A 20,852-nucleotide genomic window follows, 5' to 3' on the forward strand; every position below is an offset into this window, starting at 1 on the left:
CAAGTGGCTAGCCACTTGCGTTCCTCGCTATATACCTGCTCCTGTCCCGATCCGCAACGCAATGTGGTTGCAGATCGGAACAGGAGCGGGCGGCGGGCGTTATGCCGTTTCGGTAGGGTTTGTAACGCTGCGCATTTGCCGCCATGCGGTATAATCTGCACATCCGGCATCGGTGCTGAAATAGGCAAGGATTGCGGGCGCGGCGGCGCGTGCCAGCGATGCGATCACATCATCTGGGATATGCTCTTTGGTATCGATCTCCACGGCACGCACCTCCTCTCCGTTTTTCTGTTCTAATCATAGCAGAAAGGGGTTGACATGTCACGAGTATTGATATATAATCAAGCGATAATCGTTAAACAAATAAAACGAGGAGAGTCATATCATGCAAATCGGTTACGTTCATGTGCTTGAAAGCAAAGAATTGTTGCTTAACCTATTGCCGGATTTTCAGTTGCTGCGTGAACCCATACAAGTTGTCTTCGCACCCGGCGCATCGCTATTGGAGTATGCATATATGGATGCAGAAGGATTGCGCGCTATATTTGACAGTATGACGATGGAAGAATGCACATTTTCACATTCGGATGAGCTTCAGGCGTGGATTGACGCATCTGCGCATATACATGCCAAACTAAATGTTTATCTTTTTCTGTTTGCGCAAACTGTGCGTGCAGCTCAACAATACGAGAACTTTTATGCGGCTCTAAATTATTTACGTAATGTGCTACCCGATGCCAAAGTATTTCACGCAGAGCTTACAATCCCGTCCGATTGGAAGCTATGGATCGGTCGAATCGTGTTGGACGCAATGCTAACGGCTCAGCGGCGGTTGCGTAAAGATCTAGATAGGCTCTTTGAAGCCTCGCGCGAGCAATACCCCAATAACACTTGTCTGCAGCGGTACTATTTACTGGGGACCTCCGAGTTGCATCACTGCGCGCCCCCCGGCGGCTTCGCCTTTACCGTTCAGCCGGACAAGTTGCTTGCGGGCAGAGACAAAGATGAGCAAGCCGAAGCGCTGTCTGCCGGACAGACGCACCTGCTTCCGGCCTATGCGTTGACGCGCGTGACCGATCTCATTGCATTCGATATTTTTATGTTGGCCATGTCCAATTCTGTCGTTAAACGCTGCCTGCATTGCGGACGTTGGTTTTCTCCACGCGGTCGTTCGGACACGGAATACTGCGACCGCTTTACTGAAAGCGGCAAGCGGTGCTCTGAAATTGGTGCAACACTACGTTTTGAAGCGTTGCATAAGGACGACGAAATCCAGCAGCTTTATTTGAAAGCTTATCGCCGCATGGATTCTCGCAAGCGGCAGTTAAAGCACCTTGCTCCCAAAGTAAAAAACTGGGGAAAAGAAGCAAGGGCCATGCGGAGAAAATGCTACAATGGTGAAATTACAGTAGAAAACTTTCGTCATTGGTTGGATGAAACAACACAAAGGACGTGAAAATATGGGCGAAAAAGTCGTGATATACGCGCGTTATTCCTCGGACAAGCAACGCGAAGAATCGATTGAGGGACAGTTGCGTGAATGCTATGCTTATGCGAAGCAGCACGATATGTGCGTCATCAAAGAGTACACAGATCGCGCCTTTTCCGCCAAGACAGATGCGCGGCCTTCTTTTCAGCAGTTGATAGCGGACAGCGCGCAGGGACATTTCGATACCGTTTTAGTTTGGAAGCTGGATCGTTTTGCGCGAAACCGATTTGATTCGGCTCATTATAGGCATATCCTACAAAAAAACGGCGTAAAGCTTATTTCTGCAACCGAAGCCATTTCGGACGGTCCTGACGGAATTCTGCTTGAATCCTTGCTTGAGGGTATGGCTGAATACTATTCAGCGGAACTTGCGCAGAAAATTCGACGTGGGCAGCACGATAATGCAAAAAAATGTCGTTGGAATGGTGGTGCACTTGCGCTCGGTTATCAAATCGATACGGATGGACACTATCAGATCGATCCCGTGACCGCTCCCATTGTACAAGAAATTTTCACTCGCTACGCTGATGGCGAATCTGCTGCTCTGATTACCAATTCTCTCAACGCACGTGGCTTGACCAGTGCGCGCGGCTGCAAATTTAACAAAAATAGCTTACATAGTCTTTTACGTAACCGTCGCTATATCGGCGAATACCATTATGGTGATGTGATGATACCGAATGGCGTTCCCGCGATTATCGAACCTGTGCTTTTTAACCGTGCGCAAAAACGGCTTGAAAAAAACAAACGTGCGCCTGCGCACACGAAAGCCAAAGAAGAGTACTTGCTGACGGGTAAACTATTTTGTGGACTGTGCGGTAAGGCGATGGCGGGTGAAAGTGGAAAAAGCCATACAGGCGTAATCCATTACTACTATAAATGCATGGGAAGAAAACGCGGTAAGCACTGTTACAAAAAGACTGTTCACAAGAACTGGATAGAGAAGCTCATTGTGCAGCAAACCGTGTCTCTCGTTATGTGTAATGATGTGATCGCCCGTATCGCAGATGCAGTAATAACGGCTCTGGCACAGGAAAACACGACATTGCCAAAGCTGAATGCTGATTTAAAAGATGTTGATTCCCGCCTAAAGCACCTGCTAAGCGCCATTGAGCAAGGGCTGTTTACGCCTGCAACCAAAGAACGGCTTGGTGAACTTGAGCAGCGGAAATCACAATTAGAGGCCGATATTGCGCGCGAATCGCTTCGGCGGACCGTGCTCACCCGTGAGCAGATTGTTTTCTGGCTTATGCAATTTCGGCAAGGTGATGTCAGCGACAAAGGCTATCAGAAGCGCCTGATCGACTGCTTTGTCAATGCACTTTATCTTTATGATGATAAACTCGTTTTGATCTTCAATTATAAAGACGGTAGTGAAACCATCTCCTTCGATCTTTTCCAAGGTTCGGATTTGTGTAAAAGCAGTTCACCAAGATAAATCCCGTCCAAACAAGCGTTTGGACGGGATTTTGTTGTTTTCCGGGATAGGGTTTCGTGTGGCGGCTTTTTTGCTGATCGTCCCGAAAAACACGTCGTTTATCCTTTCGGCAGATGGGACGGGGGACGGCGTGATAAGGTTATCGTAATTCAATGGCGATATGTCTGGGGCTATGGATGAGACGGGCGCGAAGATACATAAGGAGGAAAAATATGTTAAAACATTGGCTTGGAAGATTAGCCGCAAGGGGTAACGCGCGGTACGGAACCAAGGCGCGGCGGGCTGTGGCGCTGGGGCTGACCCTGTGCATGGCGCTGGGTATGCTGCCGGTGCGCGCGCTAGGCGCGGATGATCCGGAGATGCCCACGGGTACGTGGCCCGAATTTGGTGCGGGCTGGGACACCGTGGCGGATCAAGCCGAAAAGGGAACGGACTATGAGATCAGCGAGGATACCACTGCCATTCACATTACGATTAAAACCGCGTGCGGTTTGGCGTGGTTCGCGAGTAAGATTAACAATACAAGTGATATAAACTACGAAAAATCGAATGTAACACTTGCAAACGATATTGATCTGTGGAGTTTCTCGTGGACACCAATCGGCGATTCTACGAGGGCGTTTAACGGTACGTTCGATGGGAACGATAAGAAAATAGAGGGCTTGTACATCGAGGACTCGAAAAGCGTCGCGGGATTGTTTTATCAGCTTGCGGATTCCGCCGAAGTGAAGAATTTAAAACTGGTTGGATCGATCGAATCGACGGCGAACGTTTATGCGCGGGTCGGCGGCATTGCCGGAACAAATAAGGGCACGATTAGCAATTGCACCTTTGACGGCGGCATCATTCAAACAACGGGAGATAATCAGTGTGTCGGCGGCATTGCCGGATTAAATGATGATAAAGGCACCATAACCGGCTGCACTAATAACGGAACGATCGAGGGCAAGGGCGCTACTGAGATATATGTGGGCGGCATTGCCGGGTCCAACCATGGCACGATCACAAACTGCACAAATAACGGCGATGTTTTCGGTGGGGTCACATATAACACCACTTCTGTAGGCGACCTCTGGGGCAGCACCCAATGGCAGACCTACGGCGGCTATGTGGGCGGTATTGCCGGTGATACCCAAAACGAGAGCGTCGACGATCAAACCGGGAACACCAATAACGGTACGGTGACAGATTTAATCAGCAGCGCAAACAACGTATCCGTTTTGGACGTGGCGGGCACGCTGCGGGCGGAATACGACACGCTGACCGCCGCCTTTGCCGCCGCGCAGGACGGGGACACGATTCGGGTGGATAATGACTACGCCGATTTGGATTGGGGGGAGATAGAAGTAGCAGACCCCGCCCGGACGCTGACGCTCGACCTGAACGGCAAAACCGTTAGTTCAAGCATTAACCTTGCATTAAGCAAGGGAGACCTGACCATTACGGGAAACGGGGTTTTCAGCGGCTCGATCAGCCAGTATGGCGGCAAGCTGACGATCAAAAACGGTACGTTTGGCGGGCTGCTTGCGCTGGGCTTTCAGATGGATGAGTTTGACGAACCCGTGCTCTCCATAGAGGACGGAACATTTGGAATCGGCGGTATCGTTTACGAGACCAACCTGACCGACCGGGAGGCGGCCAAGGCGGCGCTGCTGGCTACCTTACCCGAGGGCAAGACCTTCAGCGCGCCGCTGGAGACAGCAAATTCGGCAATCACTGGAAATGACGGGATCGTAGTTTATTGCTCCGGACAATCGATCAGCGTCGTCGACGCAGGCGGCACGCCGCCCGTGACGGGCACGATCAGCGGCACGGTGTACGCTACTGGCGACCACCCGATAAAGGGCGTTACGGTCAGCCTGAAGCAAGGCGGCACGCTGGTGGCGGAGACCCAAACGGGTGAACGCGGCGCTTACGCCTTTGACGGCGTTGCTGCCGGTGTTTATAACATCGTGGTTACGGGCTATCAAGGCGCTAAGACCGTTATGGTGATGTTGACCGACAGCGGGTCGGTGGTGAAAGACATCTTTCTGTCCGGAACAAACACGGAAAGCATTGTCGAAGTAGCGCCCGATCTGCCCGCCGTGGTGGTCGGCGGCGTGGACGCTGTGGCCGAGGCGGATGGGGCGAACGTGACCTTCGCCGTGGGCAAGCAGAAAATGCCGGAGGAGCGGGAGGCTATTCAAGCCATCGCCGTGGGACAGATCGTTGAACTATTTCTGGATCTGAGCCTTTCCAAGCAAACGGAGGGCGGCGAAGCTTCCGCTATTACCGATACCGGAGCGAATGTACTTGAGGTGGTCGTTCCCTATACGTTTACCGGCAGAACGGATGTGACGGTTTACCGCAAACACGGAGACGAGCCCGCCGGGGCGCTGAAAGCCTTGTATGCCGCGCCCGATACCCCGGAGGACGGCACCTTTTGGGCGGACACGCGAAACGGATATGTTCATATTTACGCCAGCAAATTCTCGACCTACGCGGTCGCCTATACTGCGGAGCCAACGCCGTCCAGAAGCGGCGGTTCGTCCACGACCTACTACACCCTGACCGCCACGGCGAAAGAGGGCGGCGCGATCTCGCCCAGCGGCAAGGTTCGCGTGGCCCGGAACGACGACAAGACCTTTACGATCACCCCGAACGAGGGCTTTGCAATCGCGGACGTGACGGTGGACGGCAAGAGCGTGGGCGCGGTGACAAGCTACACCGAAAAAAAGGTTACAAAGGAGCACACGATAGCGGCAAGCTTCCGCGCCAAGGACGAGAAAGCGGCGTGGAACCCCTTTGCGGATGTGAAGGAGGGCGATTGGTTCTATGAAAGCGTTCGGTACGTTTTTGAAAAGGGCTTGATGAACGGCACGGATAGCGACCGCTTCAGCCCCGAGCAGAGCGCCAGCCGGGCCATGCTCGTCGCTATGCTCTGGCGGTTGGCGGGCCAGCCTACCGTTAACGAGGCCGCGCCTTTCACCGACGTGACGGCGAACGCTTATTATGCGGAAGCCGCGGTTTGGGCCGTGGAAAACGGCATTGTCAAGGGGTACGGCGACAACCTGTTTGGCCCGAACGACCCAGTCACGCGTGAACAGCTCGCGGCCATCCTATACCGCTATGCACAGGTCAAGGGGCAGGATACCGCGATGGCGGGCGACCTGTCTGGGTTTGCCGACCAGCCTTCCGGCTGGGCCTCGGAGCCGGTGCGTTGGGCCGTGGGCGCGGGGCTGCTCTCCGGCAAGGGCGGCGGCGTACTGGACCCGACTGGCAACGCCACCCGAGCGGAAACAGCGGCGATGCTGATGCGATATTTGGAACTGTAAAATTGGGAAAAAGCCGCCTCCATGCGATTATGGAGGCGACTTTTTTCGTTTTGATCAAGCGGGAATGGCTACAAACTGGTTTCTTTCTTTAATCTGCAATAAGCCAAGCAAAAGCTCAGCACGCACATGATGAGCAATAAGAAAATGACTTGCAGCAAGGGAACAACTTCAATGGTTCCCTGCAAGAGCAGTGTGCGCAGGGCATTGATCACGTGTGTGAACGGGTTGAGACCGACAGCCGCTTTCCAAGCGCCTGTTAACGATTCTGACGGGAATAACGCTGTGCTAAGGAAGAAAACCGGGAGCACGATCGCGTTCATGGCGGTTTCATAGACGACTTCGTTGGGCAGTATCAAGCTGACGGCGAAGGCCAGCCCCGCCATGAAAAAAGCGCATAAAAACACAATGACTATGATCAGAAAAGCGCCGACAAGGCCGGCAGCGATTTTAACGGAAAAGAAAACGCTGATACCGAACATAATCCCAACTTCGAGAAACGTACATAAAACGGCTTCTAAAAGCTGTCCTAAGATCATGGAGCTTCTTTGTACCGGAGCGATTAGCACGCGGTAAAAGCTGCCGTCGGTTTTCATCAGGTAATTCATCATACCGCTGCTGCTGCAACTGCCGAACGATACCAAAATGATAAGCCCCGGCAGAATAAAGGCCGTGTAGTTGGATATGCCGGTGGCTTTCAAGGATTGCCCCGCAACGGCGCTATATAAAACGAGCCACAGCATAGGCTGCAAAAGGGTAATGATAATGGTGAAAGCATGATGGAAACGCCACTTCATATTGCGCCAGAGAAACCATACAACACTCATGCGGCGCCCTCCTGATCGCCCGTCAGGCGGAGAAAAACATCTTCCAACGTGGGCTGCAGGACCTCCAACGCGTCAAACGGAATTTGCTCACTGCATAAAAACTGTCCCGCGCGGAATAGATCTTCTTGCCTGCCGAAAACCGGGATAATGAGGTATGCGCCCCGCAACTCGGTTTTCCTGCCTGCGAAAAGTTCAGCAATGCGGCTGAAATGATGCTTGGCAGAGCCTTTGTCTAAAAAGGTTATTCGGAGCATATCCTGCCGCAAGTATTTTCGCAAGGCGGCCGGCGTGTCTTGAACGACTGCCTTTCCATCCTTCATAATGCAGACGGCGTCGCTCAAATGATCGGCTTCTTCCATATAGTGCGTGGTAAGAAAAATGGTTGTGCCGAAATCCGCGCGTATATTTTCCATCATGCTCCACATGGCGCGGCGGGACTGAATATCCATGCCTACGGTAGGCTCGTCCAAAAATAGGATTTTGGGATCGGACATCATATGCAGCGCGATATCAAGCCGCCTTTTGACACCGCCGGAATAGGAAGCCACCGGATATTTTAAATACGGTTTCAAATCAAAACAGGATATGAGATGCTCCATGCGCCGTTTGGCCTCCGCATGCGGAATCTTGTAAAGGCGGCTTTGAAACATCATGTTTTCCGCAAGGGATAAATAGGCGTCTATAGAGATATTCTGCGCCACGCAAGCGATCGCGGCGCGGATGGCGGAGGCTTCTCTGCCAATATCTTTGTCAAGCATTTGGATCGTGCCGGCGGTAGGACGAAGATACGTCGTTAAAATGTTGATAAGCGTCGATTTTCCCGCTCCATTTTGACCCAGCAGAGAGAAGATATCGCCCGCGTTTACTGTTAAGGAAAGGCCGTTTAATGCCCGGACCCCATTTTGATATTGCTTGACAAGGTTTTCGACCTGAATGACCGCCATGTCAATTCTCCTTTTCTTTTTTTATCGCGATCCATACTTCGGTGCAGCCATCACACGAACCTTTGTGATAAGGATAGACCTCTATATCGGGCAGCTCCGCGTAAGCGTACCCGGAAAAAGGGAGCCACTCCGTTAAAAAACGTTTGAAAATACGCTGGACGGATTCTTTGAAAGGCCCGCGGCATTCAAAGACGACCCATGTCGCCGCCGGAATCTCATACGCGAACATATTTGGCGGAACAGGCTGGTCTGTGGCCGCGGCGATAAAATAATCAATCGCGTTGGGCGCTTTGCAAGCGGTAACGCCCAAAAGCCCCGCTGGCGGCTGATCGACTAAGCCACAGATAACCGGTAATTCTGTGCCGCGCCACGCCCTTTCCCAAAACTGGGGAACAATATTTTGATTGTGCTCCATGTTTGCCGTAAGCGGAATACGGATACCCACAATCCGCATAGCCGCCTTGTTTTCGATGCGATAGTGCATCGCGTCACCTCCTGTCACCTGTACCGAAAGCCGAATGGGTAAATACGCGTTGAGCGCGCTCCCTTTAATTTTGGCCGCGGCCGGTGAAATGCCGTGCACGCTTTGAAAAGCTCGATTAAAAGCCGTTGGGGAGGTATAGCCGAATTGCAACGCAACATCTATAACCTTGACATTGGCAGCTTGCAATGCAAAACCGGCCTGTGTCATTCTGCGGCGGCGAATATATTCCGATAACGATATTCCGGCGACATAGGAAAACATTCTTTGAAAATAACAGGTCGAGCAGCACGCTATACGGGCGGCTGCGTCATACGAAATGGTTTGATCAAGGTTGCGTTCCAAATACTCAATGGCATTGCTCAAATTTTTTAGCCACTCCATGTTTTTACCTCCCTGTGATAAGCATACGATAGAAAAATAATGGATTCCTCGCTTTTGCTGTCCTCCTTTGTAAACTTTATCGCAATAAAAATGGAATCGCAAGAGTGATTATGAAAGGACACGGGCGCGCAGCCAAGGCCATTGGCCCAGTGCGAAAGGCAATGTCGTTATGTTAAGCTTTATTGCATGTCATTCTGAGGAACGTAGTGACGAAGAATCTCGCGCGAACACGCGATTGTACGGTAGGACCGCGCGTTTGCGCGAGGTCCTTCGCTCCGCTCAGGATGACAAACATATGAAAAGTCCTTAACTAAATGACATTGTTGCGAAAGGGCCTTCTTTCCTTTTGCTATTGAATTGCGGCGAAAGGTGTATTACAATGATTTTAACAGCTGTTTCTAACGCTTTCGGGGAATATGAGGGGCTTTATGATCGATCGTGCCATAATCGATAAATTGTATAAAGGGGTCAAGCTGTCGCAGACGGAAAACGAAGTCATGGAGTACCTCGTCAACCACATCGACGAGGCAATTAAAATCGGCATTCGGGGCGTGGCCCAAAAGGGCTATACCTCGACCGCGACGGTGATACGCTTATCCAAAAAGCTGGGCTTTGACGGCTTTAAGGAAATGACCTACTCGCTCAAAAACACGCTTTCCTCCGCGTCCGGCCAACTGCCGGACGCGTTGCGCGAGGAGATGCATTTTGTGTTCGACAGAAAAGATGTAGCGCATTTTTTCGACATTCTGGATCGCAAGGGCTTTATTTGCGTGCATGGGCAAGGCTACTCCCGCCTGATTGCGGAATATTTGGAGAAAAAGCTGATTAGCAGCGCGTGCACCGCGATCTCGCAGGACTATTTAGAGGCCGACACCATCGTTCGCAATTTCCATCACAAGCTGGATACGATGATCATCATCTCGAAATCCGGCAACAATCCGTTCGCACTCGAGGCGGCCAAGCTTTGCCAGCAGGCCAAGATCCCGACGATCGTGTTCACGGGCAACCCACAGAGCGATCTGAAAAAGTTTTGCAACACGGTTTTCGTCATCAAGGACAACCACCCGTTTGACATTGAAAACGCGCAGTCCAATTACTTTTTCGGTTACTGCATTTTAGCGTTTGAAGAGATGTTCGAGATCTACCACAACCGAACCTAACCGGGAGAACAAAAAGATGCAAAGCGACGATATCCGTATCCGCGCGGCAACGACGGCCGACGCGGAGCAGCTATTGGCGATCTACGCGCCGTATGTCAGCAAGACCGCCATTACGTTTGAATATGAGACGCCGAGCCTCGCCGCATTTCAGGAGAGAATAGAGAACACGCTTAAGCGGTATCCTTACATCGTGGCGGAGAAAAACGGCGAGATACTGGGTTATGCCTACACCGGCGCGTTCGTCGGCAGGGCCGCCTACGATTGGGCCGCGGAGGTTTCCATTTATCTGAAAGAGAGCAGAAGAGGGATAGGACTTGGACGAATGCTGTACGGGGCGTTGGAGGAACTATCGAAAGCGCAGCATATCCTGAATCTGAACGCGTGCATCGGCTATCCGGAACACGAGGATACATACCTGACCCGAAACAGCGTGCAGTTCCATGCGCATTTGGGATACGCCATCGTGGGAAGGTTCCACAAATGCGGCTACAAATTCGGCACATGGTACGATATGGTTTGGATGGAAAAGCTATTGGGCGAACATCCGGACGTTCCCGCGCCCCTGATCCCCTTTCCGGAGCTGCGCGGGAAAATGGGGGATAAAGCATAGGAAAGCGTTTTACAGGAACACCGCTCTTTGGATCGCGGCCATTCTTTGCGCGTGTACCGTCCTTTTAACGATGAAAAAGAAATAGAAAAATCAGCTGCGGGCTTTGCAGCTGATTTTTTTATTCCGATAGCGGCTTGTGAGGGTTACTTTAATTCGTTCCAGTACCCCTTGTTGGCCTCTATCAGTTCGTCCAAAACAGCCTTGCCGACCGCATAGGAGGGGACCGTACGGTTGAGCAGGACCGCTTCGAGCGCCTTTTGGTAGGAACCGGTGAGCGCGGCTTCGACCGCGAGCTTTTCATAGCCCTTCTGCGCTTCCATCAGGGACTTATGAAACTGCGGGATATAGCCGACCGATACCGGTTCGATGCCGGCCGAGCCGACATAGCAGGGGATCTCTACCACCGCGTCGTGGTTGAAATTGCCGATCGCGCCGCGGTTCATCGTATTGATGATGAACCGTTCGCGGGTGTTGTTGATGATCGCATTCGCGATATCGACGATGTAGTTGCCGTGCACGCCGGTGTGCAGCGCGCTGTCCTTCGTGGTGCCGGCCTCGATGCAGCGCTCGCAGTCGTCAAACACAACCTTTTCACGTACATCGAGCACGTAATTGGCGCGGGTATAGCCCTTATCCATATGGGAGACGATCTCGTTGTGGAAGTAGTAATAGGACATGTAGACCAACGGGAAAAATTCGGGGAAGGCGCGGAAGCCGTCGATCGCATGCTCGTACATTTCGCCCCAGTAGTTATCGTGCTTTTCCTCAGCCTCCGCGTTGACCAGACTGATCTTTTCGCCGGAAAGCACCCGCTCGCGCAGGGCGGGCAGCAGGTCGCGCCCTTCCTTATCGTAAATATGGGTGAACCAGCCGAAGTGGTTCAGGCCGAAGTACTGAAAGGTCAATTCCTGATGGGGCACTTGCAGGAAGTCCGCGATGGTCTCCTCCTGCGAGATCGGCATATCGCAGATGCATAGGGCCTTGGCGTTCGGATAGGTGCGGTAGATCGCTTCCGAGATCATGGCCTCCGGGTTGGAGTAGTTCAGGATCCACGCGTCCGGGCAGATTTCCTGCGCCTTGCCCACAATATCGAGAATAGCGGGGATGCAGCGCAATGCGAACGAGAAGCCGCCGAGGCCGCAGGTCTCCTGACCGAGGATATTATGGCTGAGAGGGATCTTTTCGTCCTTCTCGCGCTGCTGGTTGCAGCCCGGGCGGATCTGTACGAAGAGGAAGTTCGCGCCGCGAAACGCCTCTTCCATATCGGTGGTGTAGGTAACCGGCACGCCGTCCGCGCGCTCGGCGGCGTACATCTCGCAGAAACGGCCGGTGCGCTGCACGCGCTTTTCGTCAATATCATAAAGGGCGATCTCGCTGAGCTTCAGGTCGTCCTTGCGGGACAGCAGCACGGCCACGATCGCGGGGGTGTAGGACGAACCCGCGCCCACGACTACAAATTTATTCTTTTTCATACTATATGCCTCCTAAACAGAAAGGAAAACGGTTGTTTAAATGATCTGCTCGATCTCAGCCATGACGTTGTGCACCTCGGAGCCGATGATGATCTGAATGCTCGTATCCGAAAGCGTGACCACGCCCTTGACGCCCATCTGCTTGATCTTGTCCAGATTCATCAGAGAAGCGTCGCGGGTTTCGACGCGCAGGCGGGTCATACACTTGCCGATGTTTTCGATATTGCCCGCGCCGCCAAGGTTTTCGAGGATCTTCTTGGCCATGTAGGCGTAGTTCTTGTTGGACAGGGTAGCGGTCTTTTCTTCCTCGGTGATCTCTTGCGAATCGATGAAATCATCCTCGCGGCCAAGCGTTTTCAGATCGTACTTGTTGATGAGAAAACGGAAGGTGAAGAAGTAGAGCAGGAAGAAAACGACGCCGACCGGGATCATTAAGATCACATTGCTGCCAAGGCCCCAGTTGAGCGTCATATCGATGATATTGCCGCCCGAGGAAAAGCCGAGCCGGATATGGAGCAGATAGCACACCGCGCCCGCAAGGCCGGTATACAGCGCGTGCACGAAATAAAGCTGCGGCGCGACGAACATGAAGGAAAATTCGAGCGGCTCGGTGATGCCGGTGACGAACGAGGTGATCGCAGACGAGGTCATCAGGCCCTTTACCTCGCTTTTGCGCTTTTTGGCGCACTTGTACATGGCGAGCGCCGCGCCGGGCAGGCCGAACATCATGACAACGAAGAACATGGACAGGAACAGGCCCGCGGTTGGGTCGCCCGCGAGGAAGCGGGTCATTTCGCCGGTGACGACGGTGCCGTCCGGCTGGGTGTAGGAGCCAAGGTTGAAGTAGATGTAAGAGTTGAACACGTGGTGCAGGCCGACCGGAATGAGCAGACGGTTCAAGAAACCGAAGATAAACACGCCGATTGCGCCGAGTCTGGCAATACCGATGGCGAAGCCGTCGAGCAGCAGCTGGATGGGCGGCCAGATATAGCTGAGCGCATAACCGAGCGCGACGGTGAAGATGGGCGCTAAGGTAATGACGAACTTTTCACCCGTAAAGAAGTCAAAGATCTTAGGGGTGTTCCATTCCTTACTGTGGTTGAAAATCCACGCGGTGAAGCAGCCCACGACGATGCCGGCGAAAATACCCATGTTGATGGTATCATCCAGCGAAGCGAAGGTGGCCTTCAGTACGAGAATGGACAGCAAGCTCGCCACCATGGGAGAGACTTTGTCCTTTGCCTTGGCAAACGCAACCACCGCGCCAAGCGCAAACAAGATATCCATATTGCCGAATACGATGTCGCCCGCCGTCTTGAGCAACGGAATGTTTAGCATATCGTCGGACGCGATGCGGGAAAGGATGCCCGCGACCGGCATAGCCGTGACCGGGACAAGCATGGAGCGCCCGAGCTGCGCTAATTTCTTTTTTAAACTGTTCAGTGCCGCTTTCATTTCTGTTCCTCCCATAATCCTTTATAGCTTGCAAGGGATACGCCCAACCGCTCCACATAGGCCCGGGTATCGGGGCTTACGAGCAGGTCGACCTCGCACATACGGTGCAGGTTGAAGGACGAGGTGAGCATTACGTCCGTATCGAGGTAAGCGGGATGGCACATGACCTCCACCGTGTCCATGGTTTCAAACGCTTCGCGGACGATGCGCTGCATGCAATCCCAAATGCCGACCGCATATTCGGGCAACGGGGTATGAAAATGGACGTTGGAGTTTTCAATAAAATCGATCAGGCAGTGCGGACACGGCACGCCCTCGATATCGCCATCCGTGCGGCCGGGCTTGGAATTGCGTACCGGCAGGCCGTATTCCTTGGCCAAGCGCACGAACACGGATTCCAGCCCCTTGAAAATGTGTACGTGGTGGTGCGAATCGAAGTGAGTCGGTTCAATACCGGAGGCGAGCACCTTTTCGATCTGCGCCTTCCATTCGTCGTAGACTTCGTTTGGGTCCAGCACCGTGTCCTCCTGTTTGTAGAAGGAAAGGCTGTGGAAGGTCCCGTTTGCTTCCGTGAGCGTTTTGTGGCCGCCAAGCACCGGACGGCCGCAGGTGAGCGTCAGGTGTACGCCGATACCGAGCGTCGGATGGGCTTTCGCGAGTGAAACCGCATGGTCAAACCCCGGCATACCCGCCATGAGTGTGGTCGATGTCAAAATACCGCGCAGATGACTTTCCAGAATACCGTAGTTGACGCCGTAGGAATAGCCGAAATCATCCGCGTTGAGTATCAGTTTCTTCATACTCTTTCTCCCTTTCTTTTGTGGTGCTCTCAGTATATCTTGTTGCCGACGCAGCGTAAATATAAAATATAAGTTATGAAACAGGTTACGCAAATCTGGCGTTTGTAACTATGAATTCTGTCTAAATAAAGCCCATGCGTTTTGTATATATGGTTGACAGAGCGGCGTTTTCGCAAAAAAATAAGCGCGTTGCAGCGGAAAGCAACGCGCTCTTACTCTGTATTTGGTTTACTCGGCGATTTTTGCAATATCATACATGCAGCCCTTACATACATTTTTGTTCTTATAATGGATGACGTTTTTTGCATTTCCGCAAAAGACACAGGCGGGCTCATACTTTTTCAGAACGATCTGGTCGCCGTCCACATAAATTTCCAGAGAATCCCTCACACTGATATCCAGCGTTCTGCGCAATTCCATAGGGAGCACGATTCTGCCAAGTTCATCTACTTTCCTAACAATACCGGTACTTTTCATCATTATCACTCTTTCATCCATCTTTTCTCAAATTGTACCATGATTCGACAACTGAATCAATAGATTATAATTGCATTCTATTGATTATTTCACTTGTTCTTATGGAAATATACTATAGTAATAATGATTTATTCGATAGGTTAAATAGGTGTATAAAATGGCAGAATTTTATCAAATTGTAGGTGGACGCGTCCGTGCGCTGCGCGAAAAACGAAATATGACGAGGGAGGAATTGGCGGAAGCCGCGAACATATCGCCCCAATTTTTGGCTAATGTGGAGAATGGTGCGCGGGGGATATCGGCAAAGACCGCGCTCGGTCTGGCGCAGGGGCTGCAAGTGAGCACCGATTACCTGCTGACTGGCACCGAGCGGCTCGACCCGGTCATGCTGGCCGCGGAAGCGATCGCTTCGCTCAATGCCGACCAGCGCGAATTTGCCGCGGAATCGCTATACGCGATCGCGAATATCATGCTGAAAGCCCGCGAAGAGAAATAAGGAAGCGCCCGGACTTTGCCGTCCGGGCGCTTTTATGCGCTTGAAAATACAGCGCGCTGTGCTATGATGAAAAAAACAGAAAGATGGGGTGGCATAGATGGAGGAAAATAAGGGCATGTGCTTTGTCATTATGCCGATCAGCGACCCGTCGGGTTATGACGAGGGCCATTTTGCAAGCATTTATCGCGACATTTTCCGGCCCGCGATAGAGTCAGCGGGCTATGAGCCGCACCGAGTGGACGAGGATTCCAGCAGTGGACTGATTCAAGCCAAAATCATTGAAAATTTGATCCAAGCACCGATGGCGGTTTGTGATCTGAGCACACGCAACCCAAACGTTTTGTTCGAGCTGGGCATCCGTCAGGCGTTTGATAAGCCCGTGGTGCTTGTGCAGGAAAAGGGGACCGAGCGCATTTTCGATATCAACGGCATTTCCTGTTTGGACTATGACCCCCGTTTGCTATATAGCGAGGTGCTGAAAAGTCAGGACTGCATCCGGCGGGCGATCTTAGAGACCGAGAGTAAGCCGCGCTACAACTCACTGATCAAGCTACTTAAATTATCGAGCGCAAAAATGCCCGAGGAGGGCTTAAGCAAAAATGAGATGAACGAAGTAATGCTCAACAGCATCATGGGCGCGGTACGTGAACTGAAAAAGGAACTGTCTGATGTAAGACAATGCTATTTCTTGGCGGACAAGCGGGAGACGCAGGATGCGCGGGACACGGCTGCGACGCCGGAAGAGCGCGCAGAGCGGGAAGCGATTCAAAATAAATTGTGGAAAACTTATATGGTAACACAGCAAACGCTGAAATCGTTACCGCCACTCGATGAGAAGCAGATGAAAATATTGAAGGACGCGATCAAACAGGCCAAAGAGATCAATCAGTTTATTCCAACGCCGGACGAGTAAAGCGTCGAGGCGATGTCGCTGCGCGGGATACTATAGTTCGTTTGTGAAGCGGTAGCCCTTTTGGCCGGTGTAGTAGGCGACGGTCCAGTTGAGAAAGGACTCGGTTACGCCGAAGTGCTCGGCAAGCTCCCACGGGTCGGTAAGGCCCGCAGCGACCGCCGCGCGAAGCTGGGGCCAAGGGATCAGCCGCCGCGCCGCCCATACGTTGGCGCGGTGTTCGTGCCGGCCGCGGGTCTCCAACGGGCATAGCTCCGTGTAAAACGCGCCGCGCATGCAGTGGCCCAGCTCGTGCGCGAGTTTGACCGTTTCATCCGCCTGCGAGCGAAGCATGGCGGGATCGAGCGCGATGGCGCACGTATCCCCCACTTGGGCGGCCAGCGCTTCCGCTTTTTTCATGGGCGTTTCATAGATGTCGATCTCTTGCGCGCGCGCCAGCGCGCGAAGCTTCTCCCGCTGGGTCATGAGCTATTTTCCTTTCTTTTTCCGCTGCTCCATCATGGTGCGCGCTAGCGCCATAACGTCTTCCATTAGGTCGTCGTCCACATCCGGGTCACCGAAGACCGCGAACTTGATATCTTCCCGCCGAAGGCCCGCCGGTTTACCGGCGGGCTTCTCTTGTGCCGTGCCGCAAAGCAGTTCGTCCGCCGTGACATGCAGAAATTCAGCGATCCTTGTGAGCGTTTCCGAGGTGAGCGATTTCTTTCTGCCCGCCTTTAGATCGGACATGGTGCTTTTGCTCATGCCAAGCCGCAGGCACATGGCGCTGGGCGATATGCCCTGTGCCGCGCAGGCGGCTTTAATATTTGTGTACAGATCGGTCATAAACGTATGCTCCTTTTTGTGCATAACGCTGAAAGTACTGAAAAGCGTTCTTTTGCATTGACAAGTACTGAAATAAGTACTATCATGAATACAGCAAGTACGAAATAGCGTTCGTGCAGTTGGTATAACCTTATGATAGTACGATTATGCGTACCTGTCAACGGATTTTGACCAAAAGAAGCACAGTATAGGGGGATAATTCCATGATACCACAGAACAAGTCCGTTAATCGGGACTTGCAGAACAGCGAGGCGATAAAAAACCGCCCCCGAGGGGGCGGTGATTTAAGGGGTTGCGTCGCCGACGGAGCCGTCGCCCTTGAGCTCATGAAAGACCTTGAGCGGGGTTCGGTCGCCGTTTTCTATAATGGGGCGAGCCTTTTCGTGTCCATGCTTTGCATGCCCCTGTAATTCCGGAACGGGCGCGGTAGCGTTCTTTGCAAAATGGTTGCGCTGGTGCGCTTCCGTGCCGTGCGGCGCCTCCGGATCGGGACGGCGCATACCTGCTTTAGCCATAGCGATAACCTCCTGTTTTAGCTCTGCATGCGGTAGTTTTCATTGTTCAGGCATGCTTCGATGCGGATGTTAGACACGCGAGTGTCGTCATACAGGACATCGACCGCGTGGCTCTTGGCGTCGATATCCATTTCGACAACACCCGGGATTGAGCTGAGCTGAGTTTTCAGCGCGGGGTCGTCCGGCGTGCCGACGCATTGGAAATGAACGTTTTTCAAAGACATAAAAATCACCTCATCCCTAGCGTTTGCCAAAGAAAGGGTAAACATGCATGACAAAAGAGAGGAGAAAAACAAAATGACCATGAAAACGAGCGGCCGATCACGGCCCCGTGGGGAACGCGCCCCGCCTAGGCCGGCCGGCGGCGGGACACGCGGAAATATCCCCGACAGAAAAACATGCGCGGCAGTTTTGGGAGGCGGTAAATGAACATCACACAGAAAATCGCGGATGCGATCCGCACGGTTTATCCGGCGGAAAGCTGCGGCCTGTACACCGAGGAACCGGAAACGGGCTTTGCAAAGCCTTGCTTTGTCATTGCGCCGATAAAGGGCGGCGCGCAGCCGTATCCCGGGGAGCGGCTGTTGCTGGAAGAGCAATTCGCGGTGCGGTACTATCCCAGCGAGATGGGCCCGTATGCGGAATGCGGACAAGCGGCGCAAACGCTTTTCGGCCTGCTTGGCGCGCTGCCCGGTGTGCGTGCGACGGCGATGAGCTGGGAGGTGACCGAGGGAACGCTTCACTTGACAGCGGTCTTTTCCCACTTTGTCCGCACGGCTCGCGAGGTGGAGCCGATGGACACGCTAAACCAGACGCAGGGCGTGAAAGCATGAAAAGCATATCTCGGATCGGAAAACAACAAAACAACAGGAATGGTTTGAAAGGAACGGTGAAGTAAACATGGCACTTGGCGGCGGAACTTGGCAGACGCAGAATAAGCCTCTGCCCGGCAGCTACATCAACTTTGTATCGGCTTCCCGCGCGACGGCGGCACTGTCCGACCGCGGCGTGGCGGCCATGCCCCTTGCATGGGGCTGGGGCCCGGAGGGCGAGGTTTTCGAGGTGACGGCGGAGGCTTTCCAGAAGGATTCGCTTTCGCTCTTCGGCTACGATTACACGCATGAAAAAATGAAGGGACTGCGCGATCTGTTTTCCAATATTCGCAAGGCGTATTTTTATCGCTTGGGCGCGGGCGTGAAGGCGGCGAACGATTTCGCGACCGCGAAATACACCGGCACACGCGGCAACGATATCCAGATCGTGATCGCGAAAAACGCGGCGGATGCGGACAAGTTCGACGTTTCCACCCTGCTTGACGGCCGCGTGCGCGACATGCAGATAGTGGCGGCGGCGGACGAGCTGAAAAGCAACGAGTTTGTCTCTTGGAAGACAAGCGCCACGCTTGCGGTAACGGCGGGTACGCCGCTGGCTGACGGCGCGGACGCGGCGGCATTAACCGGCGACGATTATCAGGCGTTTCTGGATAAGGTGGAGCCGTACAGCTTCAACACGTTGGGCTGCACGGCAACGGACGAGGCGGTAAAATCGCTGTTCGTGCAATTCACCAAGCGCCTGCGCGACGAGCAGGGCGTAAAGTTCCAGACCGTGCTATACCGCCCCGGCGCGGTCGATCACGAGGGTGTGATCGGCGTGCAGAACGCGGTGACGGAGGAAGGCTGGCCGGAATCGTCCCTTGTTTACTGGGTGACCGGCGCACAGGCCGGCTGCGCGGTGAACAAGAGCGTGCAAAACGTCAAATACAACGGCGCATTTACAGTAGACGCGTCGCTCAGTCAAGCGCAGTTGGCCGACGCGTTGGCAAAGGGCCAGTTCGTGATGCACCGCGTGGGCGACGAAACACGCGTGCTGGACGATATCAACACCTTTGTCTCCTTTACGGAGGGCAAGGGAGAAGATTTTGCGGCTAACCAGACCGTGCGCGTGCTCGACCAGATCGGCAACGATGTGGCCGTGCTGTTCAGCGATAAATATCTGGGCGCGATCCCGAACGATAACGCGGGCCGCGTGAGCTTCTGGAGCGACGTTGTATCGCTTTTGGAGAAGTTGCAAGCCATGCGCGCAATCGAAAACTTTGTTTCGGACGATGTGACGGTGGCGCAGGGCGAGAGCAAAAAGGCGGTCGTATGCGGCGCGTCGGTGACCCCGGTCAACGCGATGAGCAAGTTGTATATGACGGTAACGGTAAATTAAGGAGGGACAGAAATTGAACGATACGGTACTTGACGCAAGAGACGCGATCTCCGGTTCGCTGGCAAGCTGCTTTGTCACCATCGACGGCAGCCGCTATAAGTTTTTGCAAATGACCGAGTTTAGCGCGACTTATAAGCCCAACATTGTTGACGTGCCCATTCTCGGCCGCGTCAACAAGGGCCACAAGACGGTGGGCGGCACAGGCGAATTTTCCGGCAAGGCGCACTACAACCAGTCCGTGCTGCGCCGGGTGATGAAGACCTATCAGGATACCGGCTATATGCCGGAGCTTGAGATCCAGATCGAAAACGAAGACCCCTCGGCGGCGGTGGGCCGCCAGTCGACCATCCTAAAGGGCTGCCTGCTGGACAGCGTGGTGGTTGCCAAATTCGCGGCGGGCGAAAACCTGTTGGACGAAGAGCTATCGGGCACCTTCGACAAGTTTGAACTGCCCGAGACTTTTGACGAATTGGAGGGCATGCGATAATGGACTTTCAGGAATTTATGCTGGGCAACGCCCTGCCGGTGGAAAACCGCAAGGTGACGGTATCAAAGCGCTTTGTGAAGGATGGCAAAGCCATCCCGTGGGAGATCCGCGCGATCACCAACGACGAGGACGAAACGCTGCGCAAGAACTTTATGCGCCGCGTTCCGGCCCCGGGCAAGGCGGGCAAGCGCGGCCAGTATGTACAGGATTTTGACGGCCCGGGCTATATGTCCGCTTTGTGCGCGGCCTGTGTGGTCTACCCCAACCTGAACGACGCCGCGTTGCAGGACAGCTACAAGGTGAAGGACGCGGAAGCGCTCCTGCGCGCCATGCTGACCCCCGGCGAGCTGGGCGACCTTGCCGCCGAGGTGCAGGAGCACTGCGGCTTTGACGTTTCGATGGCGGACAAGGTGGAAGAAGCAAAAAACTAATAGAGGGGGGCGACAGTGATGCGAACCTTGCTTACTATTGCCTCCACAAGCTCCACCTGTTGCCTTCTCAGTTCCTTGCACTGCCTGTAAACGAGCGGGCCTTCCTTACCGCCGCCATCGAGCTGCGGA

Annotated in this window: 23 protein-coding genes; 11 read left to right on the top strand and 12 right to left on the bottom strand. The window is 53.5% G+C overall.

Features of this window, described 5'->3' with window-relative positions; translation table 11 throughout:
- Nucleotides 1-99 precede the first annotated feature (99 nt).
- A complete protein-coding gene (locus tag NE562_RS13145) occupies nt 100-264 on the bottom strand; it encodes a hypothetical protein (protein ID WP_280962889.1) in 165 nt (54 codons plus the stop codon).
- A gap of 121 nt (nt 265-385) precedes the next feature.
- Here NE562_RS13145 and NE562_RS13150 point away from each other — a divergent pair, with 121 nt between their 5' ends.
- The 3 genes from NE562_RS13150 (at nt 386) to NE562_RS13160 (ending at nt 6,241) form a co-directional block, all read left to right on the top strand.
- Nucleotides 386-1,456, top strand: coding sequence for a DUF6076 domain-containing protein (locus tag NE562_RS13150; protein ID WP_280962890.1), 1,071 nt, complete (start codon nt 386-388; stop codon nt 1,454-1,456).
- A gap of 4 nt (nt 1,457-1,460) precedes the next feature.
- Complete coding sequence (locus tag NE562_RS13155) at nt 1,461-2,927, top strand: recombinase family protein (protein WP_280962891.1); 1,467 nt, start codon at nt 1,461-1,463, stop codon at nt 2,925-2,927.
- A gap of 212 nt (nt 2,928-3,139) precedes the next feature.
- Entirely contained in the window at nt 3,140-6,241 is a 3,102-nt protein-coding gene (locus NE562_RS13160; RefSeq protein WP_280962892.1) for an S-layer homology domain-containing protein, read from the top strand.
- A gap of 68 nt (nt 6,242-6,309) precedes the next feature.
- On the opposite strand, the gene NE562_RS13165 is transcribed toward NE562_RS13160, so the two are convergent.
- The 3 genes from NE562_RS13165 to NE562_RS13175 are packed head-to-tail and all read right to left on the bottom strand — an operon-like array spanning nt 6,310 to nt 8,874.
- Nucleotides 6,310-7,065, bottom strand: a complete 756-nt coding sequence (locus NE562_RS13165; protein WP_280962893.1) for an ABC transporter permease — start codon at nt 7,063-7,065, stop codon at nt 6,310-6,312.
- Nucleotides 7,062-8,009, bottom strand: a complete 948-nt coding sequence (locus tag NE562_RS13170; protein ID WP_280962894.1) for an ABC transporter ATP-binding protein — start codon at nt 8,007-8,009, stop codon at nt 7,062-7,064. Before NE562_RS13170 ends, NE562_RS13165 begins: the two co-directional genes overlap by 4 nt.
- Nucleotide 8,010: 1 nt before the next feature.
- Nucleotides 8,011-8,874 carry an AraC family transcriptional regulator gene (locus NE562_RS13175; protein ID WP_280962895.1) on the bottom strand — a complete coding sequence of 288 codons (864 nt, stop codon included), beginning with the start codon at nt 8,872-8,874 and terminating at the stop codon, nt 8,011-8,013.
- A 428-nt stretch (nt 8,875-9,302) separates the two neighbouring features.
- On the opposite strand from NE562_RS13175, the gene NE562_RS13180 reads away from it, so the two are divergent.
- Complete coding sequence (locus NE562_RS13180; RefSeq protein ID WP_280962896.1) at nt 9,303-10,034, top strand: MurR/RpiR family transcriptional regulator; 732 nt, start codon at nt 9,303-9,305, stop codon at nt 10,032-10,034.
- 16 nt (nt 10,035-10,050) lie between these two features.
- Nucleotides 10,051-10,644 (top strand): GNAT family N-acetyltransferase, encoded by a 594-nt coding sequence (locus NE562_RS13185; protein WP_280962897.1) that lies wholly within the window; start codon nt 10,051-10,053, stop codon nt 10,642-10,644.
- A gap of 143 nt (nt 10,645-10,787) precedes the next feature.
- Here NE562_RS13185 and NE562_RS13190 read toward each other — a convergent pair whose 3' ends face one another.
- The 4 genes from NE562_RS13190 to NE562_RS13205 all read right to left on the bottom strand — a co-directional run bounded on the left by NE562_RS13190 (nt 10,788) and on the right by NE562_RS13205 (nt 14,848).
- Nucleotides 10,788-12,116, bottom strand: coding sequence for a 6-phospho-alpha-glucosidase (locus NE562_RS13190; protein WP_280962898.1), 1,329 nt, complete (start codon nt 12,114-12,116; stop codon nt 10,788-10,790).
- Between the two features lie 36 nt (nt 12,117-12,152).
- On the bottom strand, nt 12,153-13,571 hold the full coding sequence (locus NE562_RS13195) for a PTS transporter subunit EIIC (RefSeq protein WP_280962899.1): 1,419 nt from the start codon (nt 13,569-13,571) through the stop codon (nt 12,153-12,155).
- Nucleotides 13,568-14,371, bottom strand: a complete 804-nt coding sequence (locus NE562_RS13200; protein WP_280962900.1) for a carbohydrate deacetylase — start codon at nt 14,369-14,371, stop codon at nt 13,568-13,570. Before NE562_RS13200 ends, NE562_RS13195 begins: the two co-directional genes overlap by 4 nt.
- A gap of 228 nt (nt 14,372-14,599) precedes the next feature.
- A complete protein-coding gene (locus NE562_RS13205; RefSeq protein ID WP_280962924.1) occupies nt 14,600-14,848 on the bottom strand; it encodes an AbrB/MazE/SpoVT family DNA-binding domain-containing protein in 249 nt (82 codons plus the stop codon).
- Between the two features lie 157 nt (nt 14,849-15,005).
- On the opposite strand from NE562_RS13205, the gene NE562_RS13210 reads away from it, so the two are divergent.
- Both NE562_RS13210 and NE562_RS13215 read left to right on the top strand, forming a co-directional pair.
- Entirely contained in the window at nt 15,006-15,344 is a 339-nt protein-coding gene (locus NE562_RS13210; RefSeq protein WP_280962901.1) for a helix-turn-helix domain-containing protein, read from the top strand.
- Nucleotides 15,345-15,441: 97 nt separating this feature from the next.
- Nucleotides 15,442-16,257, top strand: a complete 816-nt coding sequence (locus tag NE562_RS13215) for a hypothetical protein (protein WP_280962902.1) — start codon at nt 15,442-15,444, stop codon at nt 16,255-16,257.
- A gap of 30 nt (nt 16,258-16,287) precedes the next feature.
- Here the strand turns inward: NE562_RS13215 and NE562_RS13220 are convergent, their stop codons facing one another.
- From NE562_RS13220 to NE562_RS13235, 4 genes are all read right to left on the bottom strand, one after another.
- Entirely contained in the window at nt 16,288-16,719 is a 432-nt protein-coding gene (locus tag NE562_RS13220; RefSeq protein WP_280962903.1) for an ImmA/IrrE family metallo-endopeptidase, read from the bottom strand.
- Between the two features lie 3 nt (nt 16,720-16,722).
- Nucleotides 16,723-17,079, bottom strand: coding sequence for a helix-turn-helix domain-containing protein (locus NE562_RS13225; protein WP_280962904.1), 357 nt, complete (start codon nt 17,077-17,079; stop codon nt 16,723-16,725).
- Between the two features lie 284 nt (nt 17,080-17,363).
- Nucleotides 17,364-17,594 carry a hypothetical protein gene (locus NE562_RS13230; RefSeq protein ID WP_280962925.1) on the bottom strand — a complete coding sequence of 77 codons (231 nt, stop codon included), beginning with the start codon at nt 17,592-17,594 and terminating at the stop codon, nt 17,364-17,366.
- Nucleotides 17,595-17,611: 17 nt separating this feature from the next.
- Entirely contained in the window at nt 17,612-17,818 is a 207-nt protein-coding gene (locus NE562_RS13235; RefSeq protein ID WP_280962905.1) for a hypothetical protein, read from the bottom strand.
- Between the two features lie 201 nt (nt 17,819-18,019).
- Here NE562_RS13235 and NE562_RS13240 point away from each other — a divergent pair, with 201 nt between their 5' ends.
- The 4 genes from NE562_RS13240 (at nt 18,020) to NE562_RS13255 (ending at nt 20,723) form a co-directional block, all read left to right on the top strand.
- The gene (locus NE562_RS13240) at nt 18,020-18,427 is read left to right on the top strand and encodes a phage tail terminator family protein (protein WP_280962906.1); all 408 of its coding nucleotides are present in this window, start codon (nt 18,020-18,022) and stop codon (nt 18,425-18,427) included.
- Between the two features lie 67 nt (nt 18,428-18,494).
- Entirely contained in the window at nt 18,495-19,805 is a 1,311-nt protein-coding gene (locus NE562_RS13245) for a phage tail sheath family protein (protein WP_280962907.1), read from the top strand.
- 13 nt (nt 19,806-19,818) lie between these two features.
- Nucleotides 19,819-20,292 carry a phage tail tube protein gene (locus NE562_RS13250; protein ID WP_280962908.1) on the top strand — a complete coding sequence of 158 codons (474 nt, stop codon included), beginning with the start codon at nt 19,819-19,821 and terminating at the stop codon, nt 20,290-20,292.
- Entirely contained in the window at nt 20,292-20,723 is a 432-nt protein-coding gene (locus tag NE562_RS13255; protein ID WP_280962909.1) for a phage tail assembly chaperone, read from the top strand. Before NE562_RS13250 ends, NE562_RS13255 begins: the two co-directional genes overlap by 1 nt.
- The last annotated feature ends 129 nt before the right edge of the window (nt 20,724-20,852 follow it).

This window comes from Butyricicoccus faecihominis, from assembly GCF_024462775.1.
Lineage (GTDB): Bacteria > Bacillota > Clostridia > Oscillospirales > Butyricicoccaceae > Agathobaculum > Agathobaculum faecihominis_A.